The organism is Caulobacter sp. 17J80-11 (assembly GCF_014349105.1).
Lineage (GTDB): Bacteria > Pseudomonadota > Alphaproteobacteria > Caulobacterales > Caulobacteraceae > 17J80-11.
In genome coordinates this window covers 312,213-333,329 of sequence record NZ_JACSJI010000001.1, presented here as the reverse complement: position 1 = coordinate 333,329, position 21,117 = coordinate 312,213, and the positions used below count along the sequence as shown (strand labels likewise).

The following is a 21,117-nucleotide window of genomic DNA, read 5'->3' as shown; positions in this document are numbered from 1 at the left end:
ACAATTCGTGAACGTGGGAAGGCGGATCAGGCTTGTCTTCAGGGCCGCCCGACCTATTTTAACCGCCAACTTATGCTCACTTTAAGCATAAGTCGCCGACCGACCCCGGCCGGCGTTTTCTCGGCCCCGAGATATGCTCAGTTTGAGCATAAATGAGAGGACCAAATGGCCGACGGCTCGATCGCCCCCGCCGCTTTCGCCTTCACTGCGGAGGTCGAAGCGGAGACCGCCCCGATCTGGGAGAAGGTCAAGGACAAGGTCACGCCGATCGAGTGGCGCTTCCACGCCCCGCTGATCGCCGCCATCAACCGGCTGAAGCGCGAGAAGAACGCGGTCATCCTGGCGCACAACTACATGACGCCGGAGATCTTCCACGGGGTGGGCGACTACGTCGGCGACAGCCTGGGCCTGGCGCGCGAGGCGCAGAAGGCCGAGCACGCCGAGATCATCGTCCAGGCCGGCGTGCACTTCATGGCCGAGACCTCGAAGATTCTCTGCCCCGACAAGAAGGTGCTGATCCCCGACCTGCGCGCGGGCTGCTCGCTGGCCTCCTCGATCACCGGCGACGACGTGCGCCTGATCAAGCAGCGCTATCCGGGCCTGCCGGTGGTCACCTACGTGAACACCACCGCCGACGTGAAGGCCGAGACCGACGTATGCTGCACCTCGGCCAACGCCGTGCAGGTGGTCGAGCAGGTCGCCAGGGACTGGGGCGTCGACCGGGTCATCCTGATCCCGGACGAATTCCTGGCCCGCAACGTCGCGCGCCAGACCAACGTCGGCATCATCGCCTGGAAGGGCCGCTGCGAGGTGCACGAGCGCTTCACCGCCCAGGACATCCTGGACATGAAGGAAGCCTGGCCCGACGCCGAGGTGCTGGCCCACCCGGAATGCCCGGCCGAAGTGCTGGAGGTCTCGGACTTCGCCGGCTCGACCGCGGCCATGAACGACTACGTGATCCAGCGGAAGCCCAAGCGCGTCGTGCTGATCACCGAGTGCTCGATGGCCGACAACGTCGCCGCTGACGCGCCGGGCACCGAGTTCGTCCGCCCCTGCAATCTGTGCCCGCACATGAAGCGGATCACCTTGCAGAACATCTACGACGCCCTGCTGAACGAGCAGCACGAGGTGACCGTCGACCCGGCCATCGCCGAGGCCGCCCGCGGCGCCGTGCAACGGATGATCGACCTGCCGCCGCCGGCCGTCCCGGCCCGCTACGACCTGGTCAAGGCCCGCCACCACGTCGACGTCGAGCTGATCTGAGGTCGTCATGACCGACGCGCCGCGCCAACCCGGACCGTGGGAGGAGGCGGAAGGCCTTCGCCCCGGCGCGCCCGCCCCCGCGGCGGCCGCCGAACCGACGACCGCCGGGTCCGGCCGGACCAAGGAGATCGTCTGGGCCCTGATCTCCTCGGCCCTGATCGCCTTGTGGCTGGGCTGGCGGATGGGGCCGGTCGTGGCGGTCGCCGGGGTGTTCGGCATCCTGGTGCACGAGCTCGGCCACCTGTTCGCGATCAACCGGCTGGGGTGCGGCCCGGGCAAGATCCACTTCATTCCGTTCCTGGGCGGCGCGGCCACCGCCAAGCGGGCCTCGCCGACCGAATGGATCGACGTGCTGATCGCGCTGGCCGGCCCGGCGGTCGGGATCTTCGCCGCCCTGCCGTTCTTCGCCGCCTGGGCCGTCACGCGTCAGGCCATGTGGCTGGACGGCGCGATCTTCATCGCCGTCATCAACCTGCTCAACCTCGCCCCGGCCCCGCCTCTGGACGGCTCCAAGGCGCTGGGCCCGGCGCTGGCGCGCCTGCACCCGCAGGTCGAACGTGTGGCGCTGGTGCTGGTCGGCGGCCTGGCGATCCTGTGGGCGGTCGAGCGCAACGCCGTCTTCCTGGCCGTGTTCATGGGCTTCGGTCTGTTTCTCACCCTGCGCTCGGCGCGGATGCGCCCGCAGGCGGTGAAGCTGGACGGGCGCCAGCAAGCCGCGGCCTTCACCCTGTGGCTGGCGACCGCCGGCCTCTGCGTGGGCACGCTCTACGCCGCCTTCCGACTGGCGGGCGGCAGGTCCGACCTGCTGACCCTGCTGGGCTCGATCTGACCATGGCCGTCTCCCGTTCCATCGAGGTGGTGGTCGGCGACATCACCCGCCTGACTGTCGACGCTGTCGTCAACGCCGCCAATTCCAGCCTGCTGGGCGGCGGCGGAGTCGACGGCGCGATCCACCGCGCGGCCGGCCCGGAGCTGCTGGAATCCTGCCGCAAGCTGAACGGCTGCAAGATCGGCGACGCCAAGATCACCCCGGCTTTCCGGCTGCCTGCCCGTCACGTGATCCACACGGTCGGACCGGTGTGGCGCGGCGGCCAGAACGGCGAGCCGGCCCTGCTGGCCAGCTGCTACCGACGAGCGCTGGAACTGGCGGCCGAAAACGGCGACCGCTCCGTCGCCTTCCCCGCCATCTCCACCGGCGTCTACGGCTATCCCAAGGACGAGGCCGCCAAGGTGGCGGTCGAGACCGTCTCGAACTTCCTGGCCGGATCGGAAGCGATCGACCAGGTCCTGCTCTGCTGCTTCGACGAGGCCTGCGCGGCCTGGCATCGCGCCGCCCTCGCCGATCTGGAGGCGCGCGCATGACGAGCCGCTATGTCCACGACGGCGTGCTGGTGATCGGCGGGGGCCTGGCCGGCCTGTCCGCCGCCCTGGCCTCGCCCCGCAAGGCGCTGGTGCTGTCGCCGGCCCCGCTCAGCCAGGCCTGTTCCTCGGCCTGGGCCCAGGGCGGGCTGTCGGCGGCCCTGGCCCCCGACGATTCCGCCGAACTGCACGCCCAGGACACCGAAGCCGCCGGCGCGGGCCTGGTCGATGCGGCCGCGGTCCGCCGGCTGACCGCCGCCGCCGCCCACACGGTGGCCTGGCTCGCCGAGCTCGGCGCCCCGTTCGACCGCGACCCGCAGGGCCGCCTGCTGCAGAGCCTCGAAGCCGCCCACTCCCGCCCCCGCGTCGCCCGCGTGAAGGGCGACCAGGCCGGCCGCGCCATCATGGAGGCGGTGGTCGCCGCCGCCCGCGCCGCCCCCAGCGTCGAGGTCTGGGAGCAGGCCCGCGCCCGCGCCCTGCTGACCGACGCCACCGGCCGGGTCCGCGGCGCCCTGGTCGAGCGCGCCGGCCGCCTGATCGAGGTGACGGCGCCGGCCACCGTCCTGGCCACCGGCGGCGTCGGCGGCCTCTATGCCGTAACCACCAACCCGGCCGCCGTGCGTGGCGAGGGCCTGGGCCTGGCCGCCCTGGCCGGGGCCGAGATCGCCGATCCGGAATTCGTGCAGTTCCACCCGACCGCGCTGGACGTCGGCCTTGACCCCGCGCCGCTGGCCACCGAGGCGCTCCGCGGCGAGGGCGCGGTGCTGGTCGATCGCAACGGGCGGCCGTTCATGGGCGCGGTGCACCCGCTGGCCGATCTGGCCCCCCGCGACGTGGTCGCCCGCGCCGTGCATCGCCAGGCGCTGTCGGGCGAAGGCGCCTTCCTGGACGCCAGCAAGGCGGTCGGCCAGGCCTTCCCGCACGAGTTCCCGGCGGTCTACGCCGCCTGCCTGCGGGCGGGCCTCGATCCGCGCGTGCAGCCGATGCCGGTGGCGCCGGCGGCGCACTACCACATGGGCGGGATCGCCGCCGACGCCGACGGGCGCACCTCCCTGCCGGGGCTCTACGCCGTCGGCGAATGCGCCTCGACCGGCGTGCACGGGGCCAACCGCCTGGCCTCGAATTCCCTGCTGGAGGCGGCCGCCTTCGGCGCGCGCGCCGGGATCGCCGCCGCCCAGGACGTCGCCGCGACCGCCCGCCTGATCAAGCCGCAGGCGACGCCCGACCTGCCGGCCCCTGCCCTCGCCGAACTGCGCGCCGCCATGAGCCGCGAAGCCGGGGTGGAGCGCAACGGGGCGGGTCTGACGCGCCTGCTCGACACGGTCCAGCGGCTGGAGGACGCGCACGGCCGCGCCGCGCCGCTGGTCGCCGCCCGCCTGATCGGTCACGCCGCTCTGCTGCGCCAGGAAAGCCGCGGCGGCCACTTCCGCTCCGACTTCCCCAATCCGGCGGCCGAGGCGCGACGCGCCGTTTTCCGCCTCGCCGACCTCTCCGCTTCCGCCGAACCCATGGCCGCCGAATGACCGCTCCGCTTCCCGACCTCCTGATCGAGCCGATCGTGCGCGCCGCCCTGGCCGAGGACCTCGGCCGCGCCGGCGACGTCACCGGCGCCGCCTGCATTCCCGCCGACGCCCGCATGAACGCGGTGTTCGCGGTGCGCCGGGACGGCCGGATCTCGGGCCTCGACTGCGCGCGGCTGGCGGTGAAGGTGATGGATCCCGACGCCCGGTTCGAGGCGCTGGTCGCGGACGGCGACGACGCCTCGGCCGGAACGGAACTGGCCCGGGTGTGGGGGAACGCCCGCGCCCTGCTGGCGGCCGAACGGGTCGCGCTGAACCTGCTCTGCCGGATGTCCGGCGTCGCCACCCTGACCCGCGCCTATGTCCGCGCCGTCGAGGGAACCGGCGCGAAGATCGTCTGCACCCGCAAGACCACGCCGGGCCTGCGCGCGCTGGAGAAGTACGCCGTGCGCTGCGGCGGCGGGATCAACCACCGCTACGGCCTCGACGACGCCATCCTGATCAAGGACAACCACGTCGCCGTCTGCGGTGGGGTCGGCCCGGCGCTCGCGCGCGCCCGCGCCGAGGTCGGTCACCTGATGAAGATCGAGCTGGAGGTCGACTCGCTGGGCCAGCTGGAAGAGGCCCTGCCCTTCCGGCCGGACGTGGTGATGCTGGACAATTTCAGCCCGGAGCACCTGCGCGCCGCCGTCGCCCTGGCCAAGGGCAAGGTGGTGCTGGAGGCCTCCGGCGGGGTGAACCTCGACACCGTGCGCGCCATCGCCGAGACCGGGGTGGACGTGATCTCGGTGGGCGCCCTCACCCACTCGGCGCCGGTGCTGGACGTGGGGCTGGACGCAATTTGAACGCCGCTAGGCGGGCCTGCAGGGGCGCGTCGATCCAGCGGTTGAAGGCCCAGGCCGCGGCCAGGGCGAACGGCAGGCCGCCGGCCCACAGCGCCCACGCGGCTGTGCGGCCGAGCTGGGCGCCGGCGACCAGCACGCGAACCGCGCCGAACCAGACCGCGCCCGCCAACGCGTGGGTGATGAACAGGGCGAAGGACAGGGCCGCGGCCTGCGCGGCGATCGACGAGCCGCGCCTGGGCCGCGCGTCGGCGGCCACGACCAGCACGGCGATGGCGATCACCGCGGCGAAGTCCGCCAGCGCCGACCGCGGGGCCAGCGCGAACAGGACCAGGCCCAGCGCCCCGGCCAAGGCGAGGGTGGTCGCGCTCCCTGCGCCGATCTCCCGCCCCTGGCGGAAGCGCGCGAGCAGGACGCCGGCGACGAACAGCGGCAGCGCGCGCAGCACCCCGTACTGGAACGGCAGGTCGAACAGCGAGCGGCCGAGGACGACCAGGCTGACGACAGCGCCGAGCGCCAGCACGATCAGCGCGCCGGCCGCCGCCAGCGTCCGCCCCTTGAGGGACCGGGCCGCACGCCAGATCGGCGGGAAGGCGAGATAGCAGACGACCAGGGCCGAAAGCGTCCAGCTCGGCACGTTCCAGGCGGGCTGGCTCGTGGTCCCCCAGGCGTGGATCAGGGCCGCCTGCAGCCAGAAACTCTCTGCGCCGAACCGGCCCGGATGCAAGGGCCCGACGCGCAGGAGCGCGCTGAGCCCGACCAGGGCGACAAAGCCCAGCAGCACCAGCAGGTGCGCCGGCCAGACGCGGCGCAGACGCCGCCCGACGAAGCCCGCCGCGCTCCAGCGTCCGGCGTCCAGCCCCGCCCCGTAGGCGCGGCCCAGCACGTAGCCCGACAGCAGTAGGAAGAAGTCCGTAGCCAGCCAGCCGCGGCCGAGCACCGGCGCCACCTGGTCGAGCGGGACCGGGGCCTCCGAGCCGTAGTGGTAGAGCACCACGAAGGCGGCCGCGAGGAAGCGCAGGGCGTCCAGCGCGCCGCCGCGTTCGGGCCTGTCTGTGATCGATGCGCCGGCCAAACGGCGTCCGAGGCGCCCCGGAATGGGACGAAGCCGTGGCTGTTGCAGATCGCGGGCCGCCCTCCCGACGGGCGCCGTCGAGCGAGGAACCGGCCCCTAGCCGGGACGTTGGCCTTTGACAGTACGGAGGTTTTGCATGTCCAGAACGCCCCCGATTCCGAAGGATCAACGCAGCTTCCATCGCGAAGGGAAGCCCGACGTCGCCGGCGCGCGCCAGGACCGGCGCGACGCGACGACCGGCGCCCAGTCGGGCCAGCCCGGCGACGCCGACATGAACCTCAAGGAGCAGGGCCGCGCCGGCAACCTGAAGCAGAACGTCGCCGCGACCCACTGGAAGACCCAGGACCGCTGACATGCCTCAGAAGAATCCCAACACCCGTCGCTGGGGCGGACCCGGCTCGAGCCACGAAGACGCCAGCAAGCCGGCGCCGGCCTTGTTCGATCCCCGCCCGCCCGGCACGCCGACCAATCCGCCGGTCAGCCAGGTTTCGGGCGGCGGCGGCGAACGCGACATCCGCCACAGTCACGACGACTTCCATCGCTCGTCGAAGAAGACGCCCTGAAACAGCCTAGGGCGGCTTAGAGCGCGCCCGGCTCGACCCGGACCGCCGCTGGGGCCAGCGCGCCGTCCACCGGGGCGGGTTCGGAGGCGCTCGCGCGCGGCAGGGCGGCGATGGTCGCGGCGCGCTCCGCCGGGGTCACCGTCGGCTCGCCGCCCGGCAGGCCCGCGAACAGCACCTTGTAGGTCTGGCCCTCGGCCCCGGCTTCGGCCGGGCCGGGGAAGCCGGCGTAGACCGGCTTGAACTCTTCGGTCGACGGCTTGGCCTGGTAGCGGAAGGCGCCGGTGCCGCCGGCCTTGCCGCCGAAGCGGTAGAACACATGGCTGCCCACCTGGGCGACCTTCAGCAGGTTCGGGGCCCAGTTCGGGGTGACCGCGGTGGTGTGGAAGTGGGTGGCGGTGCCGACCTCGCCCATCACCTGGCCGCCCAGAGCGCGGGCGGCGACCTTTTCGGCGCGAGTCCACATCTCGCGCTGGACGCCGGCGCGCATGGAGCCGTCGCAGGCGAAGCTGAACTGGCAGCCGGTCTTGTGGGCCGCGCCCTGGAACACCACCCCGCAAACGGTCTTCGGGAAGGCCGGGTGGCGCACGCGGTTCAGCACCACCTGGGCGACCGCGCGCATGCCGGCCGCGCCCTCACCCCGGGCCTCGTAATAGACCGCCTGGGTCAGGCACTCGAGATCGCGGGAATCGTCCAGCGCGCCGACCATGTGGAACGGCCGCGCGGCGGGGCTGGTGATCAGGCTGGCCTTGCGCAGGCCGGCGCGGATGGTGTCGGCCCGGCGGCTGCGCTCGAGACGGGCGGCGAACTGGGCGGCCTGACGGTCGCGGTGCGCGCCGCCGGCGATTTCGTAAGGATCGTGACGACGGGCGATGGCGACGGCGCTCTCGTCCAGACCGACGGCGGCGTCGATCACCGCCGGGGCGGCGTAGCCGGACTCCGCGGCGTCGGCCAGGCGCTCGGCCCGGGCGTGCACGGCGGTCGACTTGGCGAGGGCTCCGCCCAGGTACGCGCAGCCCATGGCCAGTCCCACCAGGGAACCGAACGCGGCGGCGCCGACCAGGGCGCGTGCGGGCGCACGCGTCTGCGTCTTCGTCGTCAAGGCTGTAGATCCTCTATGGCGAGGCCCGTCCCGACCCCTGACCGTACGCCGCGTCCGACTGTCTCAGAGCCGGACCGCGACTGTGCCCCAGTCAAAAATCACGCCACTCGGCGACCGGGGTTTGTACGCCTATAGCCGACGCAATGTGGCGCCATTGTGGTCGATTCGCAACCTCGACCGCCCAAGCGCCAGAAACCCTTGAAAGCCCAGTGAGTTTCCCCCCAGGGAACCCGAGGATATCCACAGTGACGCGAACACTATTGTGGACGGTACAGCTCAAGTAATCGATCTACAAACCTTGGTGTTAACGACACGCGATTACAGAACGTCTGACGCCCCGCCCCGCACCGCTCGAACGGATCGAAACGGGACTTTCCCCGGCGATTCGCACGGACCTCAGGCGGCCTCGGCCAGGCCCTCGGCGTCGCGCTCCAGCAGGCCCGCTTCCTCGGCCATGCGGGCGAACCGGCCGTCGTTCTGGCACAGCTCGGCGAAGGTTCCGCGCTCGACGATCCGCCCCTTGTCCATGACCAGGATCAGGTCGGCGTCGACCACGGTCGACAGCCGGTGGGCGATGACGAAGGTGGTGCGCCCGCGCCGCGCGGCGTCCAGCGCCGCCTTCACGCGCGCCTCGGTGACGGTGTCGAGCGCGCTGGTCGCCTCGTCGAGGATCAGCACCGGCGCGTCCTTCAGAATGGCGCGGGCGATGGCCAGGCGCTGACGCTCGCCGCCGGACAGCAGCTGGCCGCGCTCGCCGATCTTGTAGTCCAGCCCGCCCTCCTTCTGCTGGACGAAGTCCCAGGCCTGGGCGGCGCGGAGCGCGGCCTCCAGCTCGGCCTCGGTGGCCTCGGCCCTGGCCAGGCGCAGGTTGTCGGCGATCGAGCGGTTGAACAGGCCGGCGTCCTGGAACACCACGGCGGTCGATTTGCGCAGCGACTCCAGGGTGACCTTGCGGATGTCGACGCCGTCGAGGGTGATGCGGCCCTGATCCGGGTCGCGCAGGCGCTGCAGCAGCGCCATCAGGGTGGTCTTGCCCGCCCCCGAGGCGCCGACCAGGGCCACGGTGCGGCCGGCCTCGACGTTCACGTCCACGTCGAACACGCCGAGCTCGGAGTCGGCGGTCACCCGGTGCGTGACGCCCTCGAAGGCGACCGCGCCGTCGACCCGCTCCAGCGGCTTGGCCTCCGGATCGTCCTGCGAGCCGGCCTGCTCGTCGACCAGGTCGAAGAAGGCGTCCAGCGTCGGCACCCCCATGACCATGCGGGCGATCGAGCCGGACAGCACGTCCAGCTTGGAGATCAGCATGCCGGCGAAGCCGCCGAAGCTGACGATCTCGCCGACCGTGGTCTTGCCGGCGGCGGCCAGGGCGGCGCCGACGACGAACACGCAGACCATGGCCACGGTCGAGGCGGAGCGGGTCAGCACGACCAGCAGGCCCCACCAGTTCAGCACCGGGAACTGGGCCTTCAGCAGGGCGTGGCCCAGCGCCTCCAGCTTGGCGGTCTCGGACTTCAGGTTGGCGTAGGCCTGCACCACCGAGACGTTGGCGACCACGTCGCCGATCCGCCCCGACACCTCCTGGTGGTGCTGGTCGACCTCGCGCTGGCCGTCCTCGGTCTTGCGCACCACCATCACGTTGACGACGACATAGACCACCGCCAGCACGGCCAGCACGGTGGCCATGGCCGGGTTCATCCAGAACGCCACCGGGATCAGCAGCACCAGCGCGAAGGCGGCCGGCAGCTGCTCGCGCATGAGGCCCAGGAACAGCCAGAACAGGCTCTCGCCGCCGGCCAGGATGACGCGCACCAGCTTGCCGGTGCCCTGCTCGGACACCCGGCTGATCGGCAGGGTGACAGCGTTGTCGAAGGCGGCGGTCATGGCCGCCAGGCGCCGGCGGTGGGCCAGCCGGTCGGCCAGCACCGAGACCGTCACGCCCGCGCCGATGCCGACCGCGCCCAGCGCCGCCCACAGGCCGATCACCGGCCAGGTCGCGTGCGTGCCCTTCGACAGGGAGTCGACCACGCGGCCGAACAGGATCGGGTCGAGCAGGGCCAGCGCCCCCAGCAGCAGGTTGGCGCCGACGATCAGGACGGCGCGGCCCTTTTCAGGGCCCAGGTGCGACAGGGCGCGGGCGTAGACCTTCAGCAAAGGGCGTTCCTCGGCGGCTCGCGTGACACGGAGCCGGCAATATCGAGCAGGGTTCGCCGAACAGGGATGAGGCGCGCCGTCCCACCCCCTGCGGCCGGATGGCGCAACCGGCCCCGGCCGCGCCCGTTCTCCCCGGCGGACAAGAGGAGACGCGTCATGCGCGGTCTGATGCTGATCGCCCTCGCCGCCGCCGGCCTCGGCCTGGCCGCCTGCGGCACCACCACCGAGCAGAAGGCCGCCACCGGCGCCGTCGCCGGAGCCGTGGTCGGCGGGCCGGTGGGCGCGGCGGTCGGCGGCGCGGCCGGCGCCGCGGCCCAGCAGGCCACCGACGAGGCCAAGAAGGACAAGCCGAAAGGTTGATCGCCCGAACGGGGGTCCACCAAGCGTTGCAGTTCGACGCGAGGGCGGGCAGAGTGCGCGCCTGCAACCTTCGCGGAGCGCGCTCAATGTCTCGTCGTCTCGTCGCCGGCCTGTCCGCCGCCCTGGCGCTCGCCGCCGCCTCGAGCGTCCAGGCCCAGGACAAGCTCTCGATGGACCGGGTCTACCAGTACAAGTCCGGCCACGCCGAGATCCTCGAGCCGCTGGACGGCAAGGCCTACTGGTCCATCCTGGCCGAGTGCTCGGGCTTCGACAGCTCCTACGCCCTGTACCTGAAGATGTACGGCGGCGGCGACGCGAAGGCGGCCGAGGAAAACGGGGTCCAGTTCCTGGAGTCCTCGATCATCCGCCTGATGAAGGACCGCAAGATCAGCTTCGACGCCGCCCGCGCCATCGCCTCGCAGCGCGCCGGCCAGGCCCGCGCCAGCACCGACCGCATGCGCCAGTCCGGCACCGGCCCGAACTCGCAGTGGAACATGATGCGCAGCCTCTGCGGCGACTTCGGCGATCAGTACAAACGCTCGGGGCTGTAAGCGGCGCGAACCCGAAATCCTCGTCCTTCGACAGGCTCAGGATGAGGATTTCGACTGCGCTCTGAGTAGCCCTCATCCTGAGCCTGTCGAAGGACGAGGGCGGCCCCCCTAGCCGTGCGGCCCCTGCGCGCCTACCTTGGCGTTCATGCCTCGTTCTCCTTCGTCCGGCGTCTCCGACGTCTCCGCGCAGTTCATCCACGACGTCGCGCCCGGCGTCGCCTCGGTGTGGACGCCGCACCGGCCGGCGCGCCCGTCGAAGTCGGAGGGCGGCAAGCGGTTCAAGCTGCACAGCCCGTTCGAGCCGGCCGGCGACCAGCCGACCGCCATCGCCGACCTGGTCGAGGGCGTGCAGAACGGCGAGGCCGACCAGGTGCTGCTCGGGGTCACCGGCTCCGGCAAGACCTTCACCATGGCCAAGATCATCGAGGAGACCCAGCGTCCGGCCCTGATCCTGGCCCCGAACAAGACCCTCGCCGCCCAGCTCTACAGCGAGTTCAAGAGCTTCTTCCCCGAGAACGCGGTCGAGTATTTCGTCAGCTACTACGACTACTACCAGCCCGAGGCCTACGTCCCCCGCACGGACACCTACATCGAGAAGGACAGCTCGCTGAACGAGCAGATCGACCGGATGCGCCACTCGGCCACCCGGGCGGTGCTGGAGCGCGACGACGTCATCGTGGTCGCCTCGGTCAGCTGCATCTACGGCATCGGCTCGGTCGAGACCTACACGGCCATGACCTTCGAGCTGAAGGTCGGCGACAGCGTCGACGAGGCCAAGCTGCGCGCCGACCTGGTGGCCCTGCAGTACAAGCGCAACGACGCCGCCTTCGAACGCGGCACCTTCCGCAAGCGCGGCGACACCTTCGAGATCTTCCCGGCCCACTACGAGGACCGCGCCTGGCGGGTCAGCCTGTTCGGCGACGAGATCGAGAGCATCAGCGAGTTCGACCCGCTGACCGGAAAGAAGACCGGCGAGCTGCCGGCCGTGAAGGTCTACGCCGCCAGCCACTACGTGACGCCGCGCCCGACGCTGAAACAGGCCATCGACGGCATCAAGATCGAGCTGAAGGAACGGCTCGACTGGCTGACCGAGAACGGCAAGCTCCTCGAAGCCCAGCGCCTGGAGCAGCGCACCCGCTTCGACCTGGAGATGATGGAGGCGACCGGCTCCTGCGCCGGCATCGAGAACTATTCGCGCTGGCTGACGGGGCGCAAGCCGGGCGAGCCGCCGCCGACCTTCTTCGAGTACCTGCCCGAGGACGCCCTGCTGTTCACCGACGAGAGCCACGTCACCGTGCCCCAGATCGGCGGCATGTACCGCGGCGACTACCGGCGCAAGTTCACCCTGGCCGAGTACGGCTTCCGCCTGCCCTCGTGCATCGACAACCGCCCGCTCAAGTTCGAGGAGTGGGACGCCATGCGGCCGCAGACCGTGCACGTCTCGGCCACCCCCGGCCCGTGGGAGATGGAGCGCACCGGCGGGGTGTTCGCCGAGCAGGTGATCCGCCCGACCGGCCTGATCGACCCGCCGGTCGAGGTGCGCCCGGTCAGCCGGACCCCGGACGGCAGGAGCTTCAGCCAGGTCGACGACGTCATCGACGAGGTCAAGCAGGCCGCCCGCCTGGGCTATCGCGCCCTGGTCACCGTGCTGACCAAGAAGATGGCCGAGGACCTGACCGAGTACATGCACGAGCAGGGCGTGCGGGTGCGCTACATGCACTCCGACGTCGACACCCTGGAGCGCATCGAGATCATCCGCGACCTGCGCCTGGGCGCCTTCGACGTGCTGGTCGGCATCAACCTGCTGCGCGAGGGCCTGGACATCCCCGAGTGCGGCCTGGTCGCCATTCTCGACGCCGACAAGGAAGGCTTCCTGCGCTCGGAGACCTCGCTGATCCAGACCATCGGCCGCGCCGCCCGCAACGTCGACGGCCGGGTGATCCTCTACGCCGACCGCATCACCGGCTCGATGGAACGGGCCATGGCCGAGACTGAGCGCCGGCGCGAGAAGCAGGCCGCCTATAACGAGGCCCACGGCATCACGCCCGAGAGCGTGAAGCGCGACATCAAGGACATCCTCGACAGCCCCTACGAGCGCGGCGACCGGGTCACCGTCGACGCCGGCCTGGCCGAAGAGGCCAAGCCGTTCATCGGCTCCAACTTCCAGGCCACCCTCAAGGACCTGGAGACGAAGATGCGCGAAGCCGCCGCCAACCTTGAGTTCGAAACCGCCGCGCGCCTGCGCGACGAGGTCAAGCGGCTCAAGACCCTGGACCTGGAGTTCGCCGCCGACGCCCTGTCCACCGCCGGCGACGGCGAGGACGCCAGCGCGACGGCCAAGCGCGTGCGCAAGGCCTACCAGGCGGAGAAGGCGGAGGAGTTCAGGAAGCGGCGGCGGTAAGGGCCCAGGCAGCCTGGCACCCAATTAGTCGGCCGAAAGCGCCGGGTCTCTCGTGGCGAGAGGCCGCAAGCTTTGCCATAGACGCCCTCTTCTGCAACTAATGCGTGAGGCGGAATCAGCGGAGCTTGCGGGCACGATGCCCATCATTTCCAGCATTCAAATTGCCGGACTCAACGGGGTACACGACCTCAGAATCCAGCTCAAAGACACCCACTGCATTCTTGTCGGCCCGAATGGCAGTGGCAAAAGCACTGCCTTGCAGATCATTGCGGCGGCCCTCGGCCGACAATGGAAGCGGCTCAGCGAGCTTAGATTTCACGCCCTGGAGCTCACTTTCTCCAACGGAGTGATCGCCAAATTGAGCCGCTCTGCGTGCGAAAACCACATTTATGCCGGACGCCAAACTGATCGCTATGTCCGCCTTCAAAAGTTGCTGAACGACTCGGGCATGTCAGCATCCTTTGCTGACGTAAACCTCAAAGATGCGGCCACCGCATCTGTTTATTCAGATATTCTGCGCTCATCCCCCGTTGAAATCAGACAGTTTCAACACTGGTTGAGATCGGCTACAAACAGCAAAGCATCATATAAAGAGATAATCGACTTTCAATCCGCATTGACCTTAGCGGATTCCCCGCCAGTACTTTTTCTTCCGACATACCGAAGAATCGAGCTCGAGCTAAAGCGCGCGATCGATCAAATTCCGGAAATTTACAAATCTCAGTTCGAAAAATCTCTTCAAGGCACTGACACAGAATTCATCGTCGAACTTATCCGCTTTGGGATGGAAGACGTCACCAACACGCTCCAGTCCTTTGAACGAGAAACAAAGGATTACGCTCGAAATCAGTTCAACCGGATGATGACGTCATATCTCAAAGATATGGCACGGGCAAACGCACTTTCGGTTCGGGAACTTAGATCGAAGACAATTACCGCGTCGACGGTAGATATCGTCCTATCCCGGATCGAGGAAGGACTCCTAAGCCCTACCGAAAAGGCGGAAATTGCGAACGTCGTCCTAGAGCTGTCCAACGATTACTCCGCGGGTAACCCCCCATTCCACAAAAAGTGGCTCGCGCACTTCTTCATCAAACTGATGGAGGTGAACGAGTCTATTCAGGAGCGCGAGCGTCCAATGCGGTCGCTCGTCGAGACGCTGTCAAAATATTTCACGCCGACAAAACGCGTCCTGTACGACGTGGAAAAGTATCACTTTAGCATTATGGCAGGTCCGGAAAAGGAATTGTTCCTTTCCGACCTCTCTTCCGGCGAGAAACAACTCGTATCCGTCCTAAGTCTATTGCATTTCTCTAAATTTTCAAAAATGAACGTCTTTATCGATGAGCCGGAGCTTTCACTATCTGTGCCTTGGCAATTTGACTTCTTGCCAGACATAGCAAAAGCGCCAAGCTGCAGTCAGGTATTCGCTGTGACTCACTCTCCATTCATTTACGACAATACAATGTCTTCTGACGTTATAGATTTTGTTGACTGTTTCGAGCGTTGACATGAACTCGTTCAAAGACGCCCTGGATAAAGTCGCCCGACGTCCAGTCGCGATTTTTCACAGATTTAGACTGGCCGCCGAACGGCACGATTGCGATGTCCACGTCTTTTTAGAGGGGTACGACGACGTAACCTTCTATGGAAAGACGATCGATAGCGCCGCTGCAAAGATGCAGAAGCGGTGGGTTGATTACATCTGTTTTGGAAAGAGAAATCTAGACGAAGTCGAAAGGCTGTATTCGGCATCGGATCTGCGAAACAAAAAGGTTCTCTTTATACGAGACAGCGATTTTGACGCGTTCTTGGGATACGCACCTATAAAGGATTACGTATTTTTGACCGACGGATACTCGGTTGAAAATTACGTTTGCACAGTAGACACGATAAAGACGTTTGTGACCAGAAATTTCGGGATAGACACTTCAGAGATTGCTGTCGACGACATCGGCAACGAATTCAAAGAACGCGTGCGACTGCTGTTCACTTGGCTCAAACCGCTGCTTGGAGCGGCGCTTGCCGCCGTCTCCTCGGGAAGGCAACTCGATTTAGACAAGCTCGACGTGAGCACGCCCTTCAAAGCCGCGCTTCGAGGCGAGGACCTTCCGGAAGCTTTCGACCCCGCCCAGCTTCTCGCGATTGGCCTCCGAGACTCTGACTTTTCGATTGAGAGCACAACTCTCGCAGAAAGATTCTCGAATAACGATGATGCCCGCTGGCTGCGCGGGAAATACTTATTGACTGCGGCTTCCATATTCCTTGAGCACATAGGAAGCAGACTCCTCACCGCGCACAAGGAAGGCAAAATTCACCGCTTCAATCGCCGAGCCAACACAAACTATCAACCCAGTATGATCTTCGAACGATTGTGCGCTTACGCAGATCAGCCGCCAGGCCTCGAAGAGGCGCTCACGAGAATTGCCGCCTAATCATCGCGAGTTCGCCCGCCGCCAAACCCGCCACGCCAGCCACAGCATCACCCCCAGCAGCGGCAGCACCAGCAGCGGCAGGACGATCGCCACCGCGGCGGTGAGGAAGCTCAGCGCGTCGTCGACCAGCGAGAACAGCGGGTTGGCCAGGCCGCCGGTCGTGGCGGTGCTGGCCACGCGGGCGGTCCCCTGGGCGGCGTTGAAGGCGAAGGCGGTGGGGGCGCCGACGATGACGCCGGCGAGCGCCGCCGTGGCCGGGTCGAGGTGGGCGAACAGGCTTCCCGCCGCCAGCACGCCGGCGGCCGGGCGGGCCACCGTGCCGACCGCGCTGAGCGCATGGTCCAGCACCGGGATCTTGTCGGCGGCCAGCTCCAGCGCCGTGGCCAGGGCCAGCGCCACCAGGGCCGGGGTCGAGGCCAGCCAGGCGAAGCTGTCGTTGAGCGCGACGCCGAACAGCTGGAAGCGGGCTGCCGCCGCCAGCATCAGCAGCGGCAGGAAGGTCTTCAGCCCGCAGGCCGCGGCCAGCCCCAGGCCGACCAGGGCGGGCAGGATCCAGGTGTCGACGGCTTCCATGGGGACCTCCGACGCGATGCGGCGTCCATTATGAGCGTCACCCTCGGGCTTGTCCCCAGCGCCCATGGCGCCGCAGCCGAAACGCCTCACGTCCGGCGATCGCGCACCGGAACGATGGCCCTCGGGACGAGCCCGAGGGTGACGGCGTGGGGCGGACCACGCAGCACTCGGATTATGCTCCGCTTGCCCGTCCGCCGTCCTTCATGGGATCGCTGTTCACATGAGACACGCCGAACGCCTGACGATCTCCGGCCGCGTGCAAGGGGTCGGCTACCGCGCCTGGGCGGTGGCCGCGGCGCAGCGGAAGGGGCTGGAGGGCTGGGTGCGCAACCGCCGCGACGGCACGGTCGAGCTGCTGGCGATCGGCGAACGCGAGGCGATCGACGCGCTGGCGACGGCGTGCCGCGCCGGGCCGCCCGGGGCGGACGTCGAGCGGGTCGAACGCGCGCCGGCCCAGGACGACGGGACGGAGGGGTTCGGGCAGCGGCCGACCGAGTGATCCTTCTCTCCCCGCGGGAGAAGGTGGCGCGGGGCGTGCCGGATGAGGGGTGTCGGCTCCCGACGGTCTGGGGCGAAAGCCCCGCGCCCTCGGCCGGGCGCGGGGCGTCTCACCTCACTTCGCGCCGCGGAACACCGCCAGGTCGGCGTCGCGCAGTTCGCCGAAGTAGAGCGGGTCGCAGACGTAGCCGACCGGGATCTTGCGCTTCTTGTCCTCACACTGGGCCTTCAGCTCGGTCTGCAGCTTGGCCCAACGGTCGGCGGCCTCCTGCAGCGAGAGCTCGCGGGCCGCGTCCGTCTCCACCTGGACCGCCGTCGGCACATGGATCAGCACGGGCGGGAAGCGGTAGGCGTCCTTCTGGGCCTCGGCCACCAGCGGGCCGGTGATCAGGGCGAGCGGGCCGGAGACGATGGCGGCGGCCACGGTCGAGCTGGTGCGGGCCGAGCGCCACTGCGACTCGAAGAACGGCGCCTGCACGTCGCGCGTGGACTGCGCGCCGTCGGCGCCGGCGCAGACGACGTTGATCACCTTCGGGTTGGACCAGGCCCCGGCGGTGAACAGGAATTCGTGGTCGCCCGCCTCGGTCTTCTTCCAGCTGGCCTGGCCGTTCATCTGGCAGCGGTCGGCCTGCGGCGCGTGCACGGCCACCAACGTGCCGATCTTGGCCTTGCCGTCTGCGCCGGTGATGCGGCCGGCCTGGCCGGCCATCTGCGGCTCCGGTAGGCTGGCGCAGGCGGTCAGGCCGGCAAAGGCGGCGAGCGTCGCGGCGCGAACCGCGCGGTTGATCACGGACATGAATGTCTCCCCCTAACGCGACGGCCCCCGCCGTCACCCCCGGCTATGGCCGAGCTGGCCTGCGCCTATCGCGCGCGCCGCCCTGTCGGCAAGCCGGAGAGACATACCCGCGGTAGCGTGATTGCAAAACTCTCGTTATGCGACGTGGGTCAGCGGCGATCAAATTCTGCCCCTCGGCCGCCCGGGAACGCAACAGTTGCGGCGTTGTCGGGTTCAAGCTCGGCGGCGTCCGTCCGCGTCGGATCGTTCCAAGGTCACGGCCTCGCGCCTGGGCGAAGCGCAGCGGGTGCGGCGCCGGCGCCACAGGCGCCTCGGGTGTTCGCCGGAGGCTGTTTTCCGTCCGGAACTCGGAACCGGCGCAGCGCGTATTCACCTCGGGAGGAGCGCATGGCGGGACGGTCACGCAAGAGCAACGCGGCGGCGGCGCCCGACACTGCCTCAGCCCCAAGTGGCGCCGAGTCCGCCGAGGTGAAATCCATGTCCGCGTCGCATCTGACGGTACTGTCTCCGCCCGAAGTCGCGGGCGTTCCGGTCGTCGTTCCGACCGTTCCGGCGCTTTCGGTGCCCTTGCCGCCCGCGCCCGAGCCGATCCTGGAGACCGCCGCCCTGGCGGTCGCCATGCCGGCCCCGCCCGCGCCGACGGGCGAGACCCTGACCGCCCGCGTCAAGCGCCTGCAGGCCGAGGCCAAGGCGCTGGCCTGCGAGCAGATCGGCGCGCTCGAGCAGAAGCTCATCGAGGTCGCCCAGCTGGCCGAGGAGATCGCCGACGGCGGCGACGCCTATCCGGTCGGCGCCCGCGAGATCGCCCGGCGGCTGGCGGAAGAGGCCCCGCAGAAGGCCCAGACCCTGCACGCCATCGCCCAAAGAAGCTGAGCTCAGCGGAGCTGAGCCGAAGTCACCCCCAGGACGACCCGCGAGCGCACGGGGGGGAATGCGCTCCGTTTCGGGACGGCGCCGGCCTTGCATGACGCCGGTCTGCGAGCCGCCCCCGAACGCAAATCAACGGGCTCGCTGTAAGAGGTGACGTAACCATGGCGCGATCGAGGACCACCGCTCGACTGACTCTGGTGCCCCCGGCCGAGGAGGCGCGCACCGCCGCGCCGGAGGCGGTCGTCGCGGCGCCGGAGCCCAAGGCGGAGAGCCCCGCCCAGCGCATCAAGCGCCTGCAGGCCGAGGCCCAGAGCCTGGCCCGCGAGCACGTCGGCGTGCTGCAGAGCCTGCTCAAGGAGCTGGCCGTGGTCGCCGAGGAGATCGCCGACGGCGGCGACGCCTATCCGGTCGGCGCCCGCGAGATCGCCCGGCGCCTGGCCGAGGACGTGCCGCGCACCGGCCAGACCCTGCAGGCCGTGCTGAACAAGGCGTTTTGAGAGATATCTCCTTCTCCCCTTGTGGGAGAAGGACGGAGCCCGCGCCCCGGAGCGTAAGCGGAGGGCTGCGCGGGAGGATGAGGGGTCGCACGACCTCTCCCGGCGGGAGCGTCACGAGCGCGGCCGGAGTAGTTTTTTCCTATTCGGCGGGAGCGTCAGGAGCGCAGCCGTATAGGGAGCACGACCCCTCATCCTCCCGCGCGGACCTTCGAGCTTCGCTCTCCGGTGCGCGGGCCCCTCCTTCTCCCTCAAGGGGAGAAGGACCGCGGTCTCCGTCGCGCCAAGACGAGCCCCCTCCACCACGCTCCGCGTGGTCCCCCTCCCCCAGTGGGGAGGAATAGGAACGTCCCGTCGCGGCACACGGTTTTCCCGGCATGGCCGCTCCTCCCCGCTGGACCTTCGGCGTCGTCTCCGCGCTCTACGGCGTCTGCCTGATGGTGCTCGGCGCGCTGGCCCTGACCGCGCCGCTGGTCTCAAGCATCGCCGTCGCCCTGTTCCTGGGGGCGATCCTGGCCGCCGCCGGCGTGCTGGGCGCGGTCGCCGCGGTGCGCGACCGCAAGCATCCCGGCTTCGGGACCAAGCTGGCCTGGGCGCTCTTGTCCTTCGTCATGGGCCTGTGGCTGCTGGGCCGGCCGGTGGTCGGCGCAGCCTCCGTGACCCTGGCGCTGGCGATCTTTTTCCTGATCCGGGGCCTGCTCACCGTCGTGTTCGCCCTGAAGCGGCGCGCGACGCTGAAGGGCTGGCTGTGGCCGCTGCTGAGCGGGCTGGCCACCATGCTGCTGGGCGGCGTGGTGCTGGCCGGCTGGCCCGGCGCCAGCCTGATCGCGCTCGGCATCATCGTCGGCGTCGACCTGATCTTCCTGGGCGCCGCCCTGGTCGCGGCCGCCTTCATGATCGGCCCAGAACGCCGATGAAGGGCCCCGCTGAAGCTTTTCGTCGCCGCCTCGCGCGCCTAGATGACGAGCTCTGCCGAGGCGGAAGCTGACGCAAGGTGATCTTGACGTTTACGTAAGCGCCGCGCCATCTCCCTGGCGACCCCGCGCTTCAGGAGCAGACCATGGCCGAAGCCTATATTTACGACGCCGTCCGCACGCCCCGCGGCAAGGGCAAGAAGGACGGATCCCTCCACGAGATCACGGCCCTGTCGCTCGCCGCCCAGGCGCTCGCCGCCATCCGCGACCGCAACCAGCTGGACACCAGCCGCGTCGACGACGTGGTGCTGGGCTGCGTCGCCCCGGTGGGCGAGCAGGGCGCCGACATCGCCCGCACCGCCGTGCTGACCGCCGGCTACGCCCAGACCACCGCCGGCGTGCAGGTGAACCGCTTCTGCGCCTCGGGCCTGGAGGCCTGCAACATGGCCGCCGCCAAGGTGATGAGCGGCGAGGCCGACTTCGCCATCGGCGGCGGCGTCGAGGCCATGAGCCGCGTGCCGATGGGCTCGGACGGCGGCGCCTGGCCGGTGGACCCGTCCTCGGCCTTCTCGACCTACTTCGTGCCGCAGGGCGTGTCGGCCGACATGATCGCCTCGAAGTACGGCTTCTCGCGCGCCGACGTGGACGCCTACGCGGTCGAGAGCCAGAAGCGCTCGGCCCGCTCCTGGAAGGAAGGCCGCTTCAAGAACTCGGTCGTGCCGGTGAAGGACCAGCTGGGCCTGACCATCCTCGACCATGACGAGCTGATGCGTCCCGACACGGACATGCAGACCCTGGGCGCGCTGAACGCCTCGTTCCAGATGATGGGCGAGATGGCCTTCGACGCGGTGATCAACCAGCGCTACCCCGAGGTCGAGCGCGTCAACCACGTGCACACGCCTGGCAACTCCTCGGGCATCGTCGACGGCGCCTCGGCCGTGCTGATCGGCTCCAAGGAAGCCGGGATCGCCGCCGGCCTGAAGCCGCGCGCGCGCATCAAGGGCATGGCCTCGATCGGCTCGGAGCCGTCGATCATGCTGACCGGCCCCGAGCCGGTCACCCGCAAGCTGCTGGGCAAGCTCGGCATGGGCGTCGGCGACATTGATCTGTACGAGCTGAACGAGGCCTTCGCGGCCGTGGTGCTGCGCTACATGCAGGCGCTCGACATCGATCACGACAAGATCAACGTCTGCGGCGGCGCCATCGCCATGGGCCACCCGCTGGGCGCCACCGGCGGCATGATCCTGGGCACCGTGCTCGACGAGCTGGAGCGCACCGGCAAGGGCACCGCGCTCGTCACCCTGTGCATCGGCGGCGGCATGGGCACCGCCACGGTCATCGAACGCGTCTGAG

General features: G+C 69.2%; 22 protein-coding genes and 1 pseudogene. 18 read left to right on the top strand and 5 right to left on the bottom strand.

Features of this window, described 5'->3' with window-relative positions; all coding sequences use genetic code 11:
- The first annotated feature begins 165 nt into the window (after positions 1-165).
- From nadA to nadC, 5 genes are read left to right on the top strand one after another with little or no spacing between them, the layout of a single operon-like run.
- The gene (nadA, locus tag H8B08_RS01760) at positions 166-1,263 is read left to right on the top strand and encodes a quinolinate synthase NadA (protein WP_187448493.1); all 1,098 of its coding nucleotides are present in this window, start codon (positions 166-168) and stop codon (positions 1,261-1,263) included.
- Positions 1,264-1,270: 7 nt separating this feature from the next.
- Positions 1,271-2,092 carry a metalloprotease gene (locus tag H8B08_RS01755; protein ID WP_187448492.1) on the top strand — a complete coding sequence of 274 codons (822 nt, stop codon included), beginning with the start codon at positions 1,271-1,273 and terminating at the stop codon, positions 2,090-2,092.
- A 2-nt stretch (positions 2,093-2,094) separates the two neighbouring features.
- The gene (locus tag H8B08_RS01750) at positions 2,095-2,625 is read left to right on the top strand and encodes an O-acetyl-ADP-ribose deacetylase (protein WP_187448491.1); all 531 of its coding nucleotides are present in this window, start codon (positions 2,095-2,097) and stop codon (positions 2,623-2,625) included.
- Entirely contained in the window at positions 2,622-4,145 is a 1,524-nt protein-coding gene (locus H8B08_RS01745) for an L-aspartate oxidase (protein WP_187448490.1), read from the top strand. Before H8B08_RS01750 ends, H8B08_RS01745 begins: the two co-directional genes overlap by 4 nt.
- On the top strand, positions 4,142-4,987 hold the full coding sequence (gene nadC, locus H8B08_RS01740) for a carboxylating nicotinate-nucleotide diphosphorylase (RefSeq protein ID WP_187448489.1): 846 nt from the start codon (positions 4,142-4,144) through the stop codon (positions 4,985-4,987). Before H8B08_RS01745 ends, nadC begins: the two co-directional genes overlap by 4 nt.
- Here nadC and H8B08_RS01735 read toward each other — a convergent pair.
- Positions 4,941-6,059: an acyltransferase gene (locus tag H8B08_RS01735; protein ID WP_187448488.1), complete on the bottom strand. Its 1,119-nt coding sequence runs from the start codon at positions 6,057-6,059 to the stop codon at positions 4,941-4,943. The genes nadC and H8B08_RS01735 overlap by 47 nt on opposite strands.
- Before the next feature lie 136 nt (positions 6,060-6,195).
- On the opposite strand from H8B08_RS01735, the gene H8B08_RS01730 reads away from it, so the two are divergent.
- Together H8B08_RS01730 and H8B08_RS01725 are read left to right on the top strand one after the other, a co-directional pair.
- On the top strand, positions 6,196-6,411 hold the full coding sequence (locus tag H8B08_RS01730; RefSeq protein ID WP_187448487.1) for a hypothetical protein: 216 nt from the start codon (positions 6,196-6,198) through the stop codon (positions 6,409-6,411).
- A 1-nt stretch (position 6,412) separates the two neighbouring features.
- Complete coding sequence (locus tag H8B08_RS01725; RefSeq protein WP_187448486.1) at positions 6,413-6,622, top strand: hypothetical protein; 210 nt, start codon at positions 6,413-6,415, stop codon at positions 6,620-6,622.
- Positions 6,623-6,638: 16 nt separating this feature from the next.
- Here the strand turns inward: H8B08_RS01725 and H8B08_RS01720 are convergent, their stop codons facing one another.
- A complete protein-coding gene (locus H8B08_RS01720; protein ID WP_255500612.1) occupies positions 6,639-7,721 on the bottom strand; it encodes a cell wall hydrolase in 1,083 nt (360 codons plus the stop codon).
- Positions 7,722-8,117: 396 nt separating this feature from the next.
- A complete protein-coding gene (locus H8B08_RS01715) occupies positions 8,118-9,872 on the bottom strand; it encodes a glucan ABC transporter ATP-binding protein/ permease (protein WP_187448485.1) in 1,755 nt (584 codons plus the stop codon).
- A gap of 156 nt (positions 9,873-10,028) precedes the next feature.
- Between H8B08_RS01715 and H8B08_RS01710 the strand changes: the two genes are divergently transcribed.
- The 6 genes and pseudogenes from H8B08_RS01710 (at position 10,029) to H8B08_RS01690 (ending at position 15,619) form a co-directional block, all read left to right on the top strand.
- Positions 10,029-10,232 (top strand): hypothetical protein, encoded by a 204-nt coding sequence (locus H8B08_RS01710; protein WP_187448484.1) that lies wholly within the window; start codon positions 10,029-10,031, stop codon positions 10,230-10,232.
- Positions 10,233-10,318: 86 nt separating this feature from the next.
- Positions 10,319-10,783 carry a hypothetical protein gene (locus H8B08_RS01705; RefSeq protein WP_187448483.1) on the top strand — a complete coding sequence of 155 codons (465 nt, stop codon included), beginning with the start codon at positions 10,319-10,321 and terminating at the stop codon, positions 10,781-10,783.
- Positions 10,758-10,886: pseudogene (locus H8B08_RS18995) on the top strand (hypothetical protein); the annotation flags it as partial. The gene H8B08_RS01705 and the pseudogene H8B08_RS18995, both read left to right, overlap by 26 nt.
- A 42-nt stretch (positions 10,887-10,928) precedes the next feature.
- On the top strand, positions 10,929-13,184 hold the full coding sequence (gene uvrB / locus H8B08_RS01700; RefSeq protein WP_187448482.1) for an excinuclease ABC subunit UvrB: 2,256 nt from the start codon (positions 10,929-10,931) through the stop codon (positions 13,182-13,184).
- A gap of 136 nt (positions 13,185-13,320) precedes the next feature.
- Complete coding sequence (locus tag H8B08_RS01695; protein ID WP_187448481.1) at positions 13,321-14,694, top strand: AAA family ATPase; 1,374 nt, start codon at positions 13,321-13,323, stop codon at positions 14,692-14,694.
- Between the two features lies 1 nt (position 14,695).
- Complete coding sequence (locus H8B08_RS01690; protein WP_187448480.1) at positions 14,696-15,619, top strand: DUF4435 domain-containing protein; 924 nt, start codon at positions 14,696-14,698, stop codon at positions 15,617-15,619.
- On the opposite strand, the gene H8B08_RS01685 is transcribed toward H8B08_RS01690, so the two are convergent.
- Positions 15,620-16,192, bottom strand: a complete 573-nt coding sequence (locus tag H8B08_RS01685) for a DUF4126 domain-containing protein (protein ID WP_187448479.1) — start codon at positions 16,190-16,192, stop codon at positions 15,620-15,622.
- Positions 16,193-16,412: 220 nt separating this feature from the next.
- Here H8B08_RS01685 and H8B08_RS01680 point away from each other — a divergent pair, with 220 nt between their 5' ends.
- The gene (locus H8B08_RS01680; protein WP_187448478.1) at positions 16,413-16,691 is read left to right on the top strand and encodes an acylphosphatase; all 279 of its coding nucleotides are present in this window, start codon (positions 16,413-16,415) and stop codon (positions 16,689-16,691) included.
- 114 nt (positions 16,692-16,805) lie between these two features.
- On the opposite strand, the gene H8B08_RS01675 is transcribed toward H8B08_RS01680, so the two are convergent.
- A complete protein-coding gene (locus tag H8B08_RS01675) occupies positions 16,806-17,486 on the bottom strand; it encodes a hypothetical protein (protein WP_187448477.1) in 681 nt (226 codons plus the stop codon).
- Between the two features lie 477 nt (positions 17,487-17,963).
- Between H8B08_RS01675 and H8B08_RS01670 the strand changes: the two genes are divergently transcribed.
- From H8B08_RS01670 to H8B08_RS01655, 4 genes are all read left to right on the top strand, one after another.
- A complete protein-coding gene (locus H8B08_RS01670; RefSeq protein ID WP_187448476.1) occupies positions 17,964-18,359 on the top strand; it encodes a hypothetical protein in 396 nt (131 codons plus the stop codon).
- Positions 18,360-18,517: 158 nt separating this feature from the next.
- Positions 18,518-18,853: a hypothetical protein gene (locus H8B08_RS01665; RefSeq protein ID WP_187448475.1), complete on the top strand. Its 336-nt coding sequence runs from the start codon at positions 18,518-18,520 to the stop codon at positions 18,851-18,853.
- 374 nt (positions 18,854-19,227) lie between these two features.
- On the top strand, positions 19,228-19,767 hold the full coding sequence (locus tag H8B08_RS01660; RefSeq protein WP_187448474.1) for an HdeD family acid-resistance protein: 540 nt from the start codon (positions 19,228-19,230) through the stop codon (positions 19,765-19,767).
- A gap of 143 nt (positions 19,768-19,910) precedes the next feature.
- The gene (locus H8B08_RS01655; protein WP_187448473.1) at positions 19,911-21,116 is read left to right on the top strand and encodes an acetyl-CoA C-acetyltransferase; all 1,206 of its coding nucleotides are present in this window, start codon (positions 19,911-19,913) and stop codon (positions 21,114-21,116) included.
- The last annotated feature ends 1 nt before the right edge of the window (position 21,117 follow it).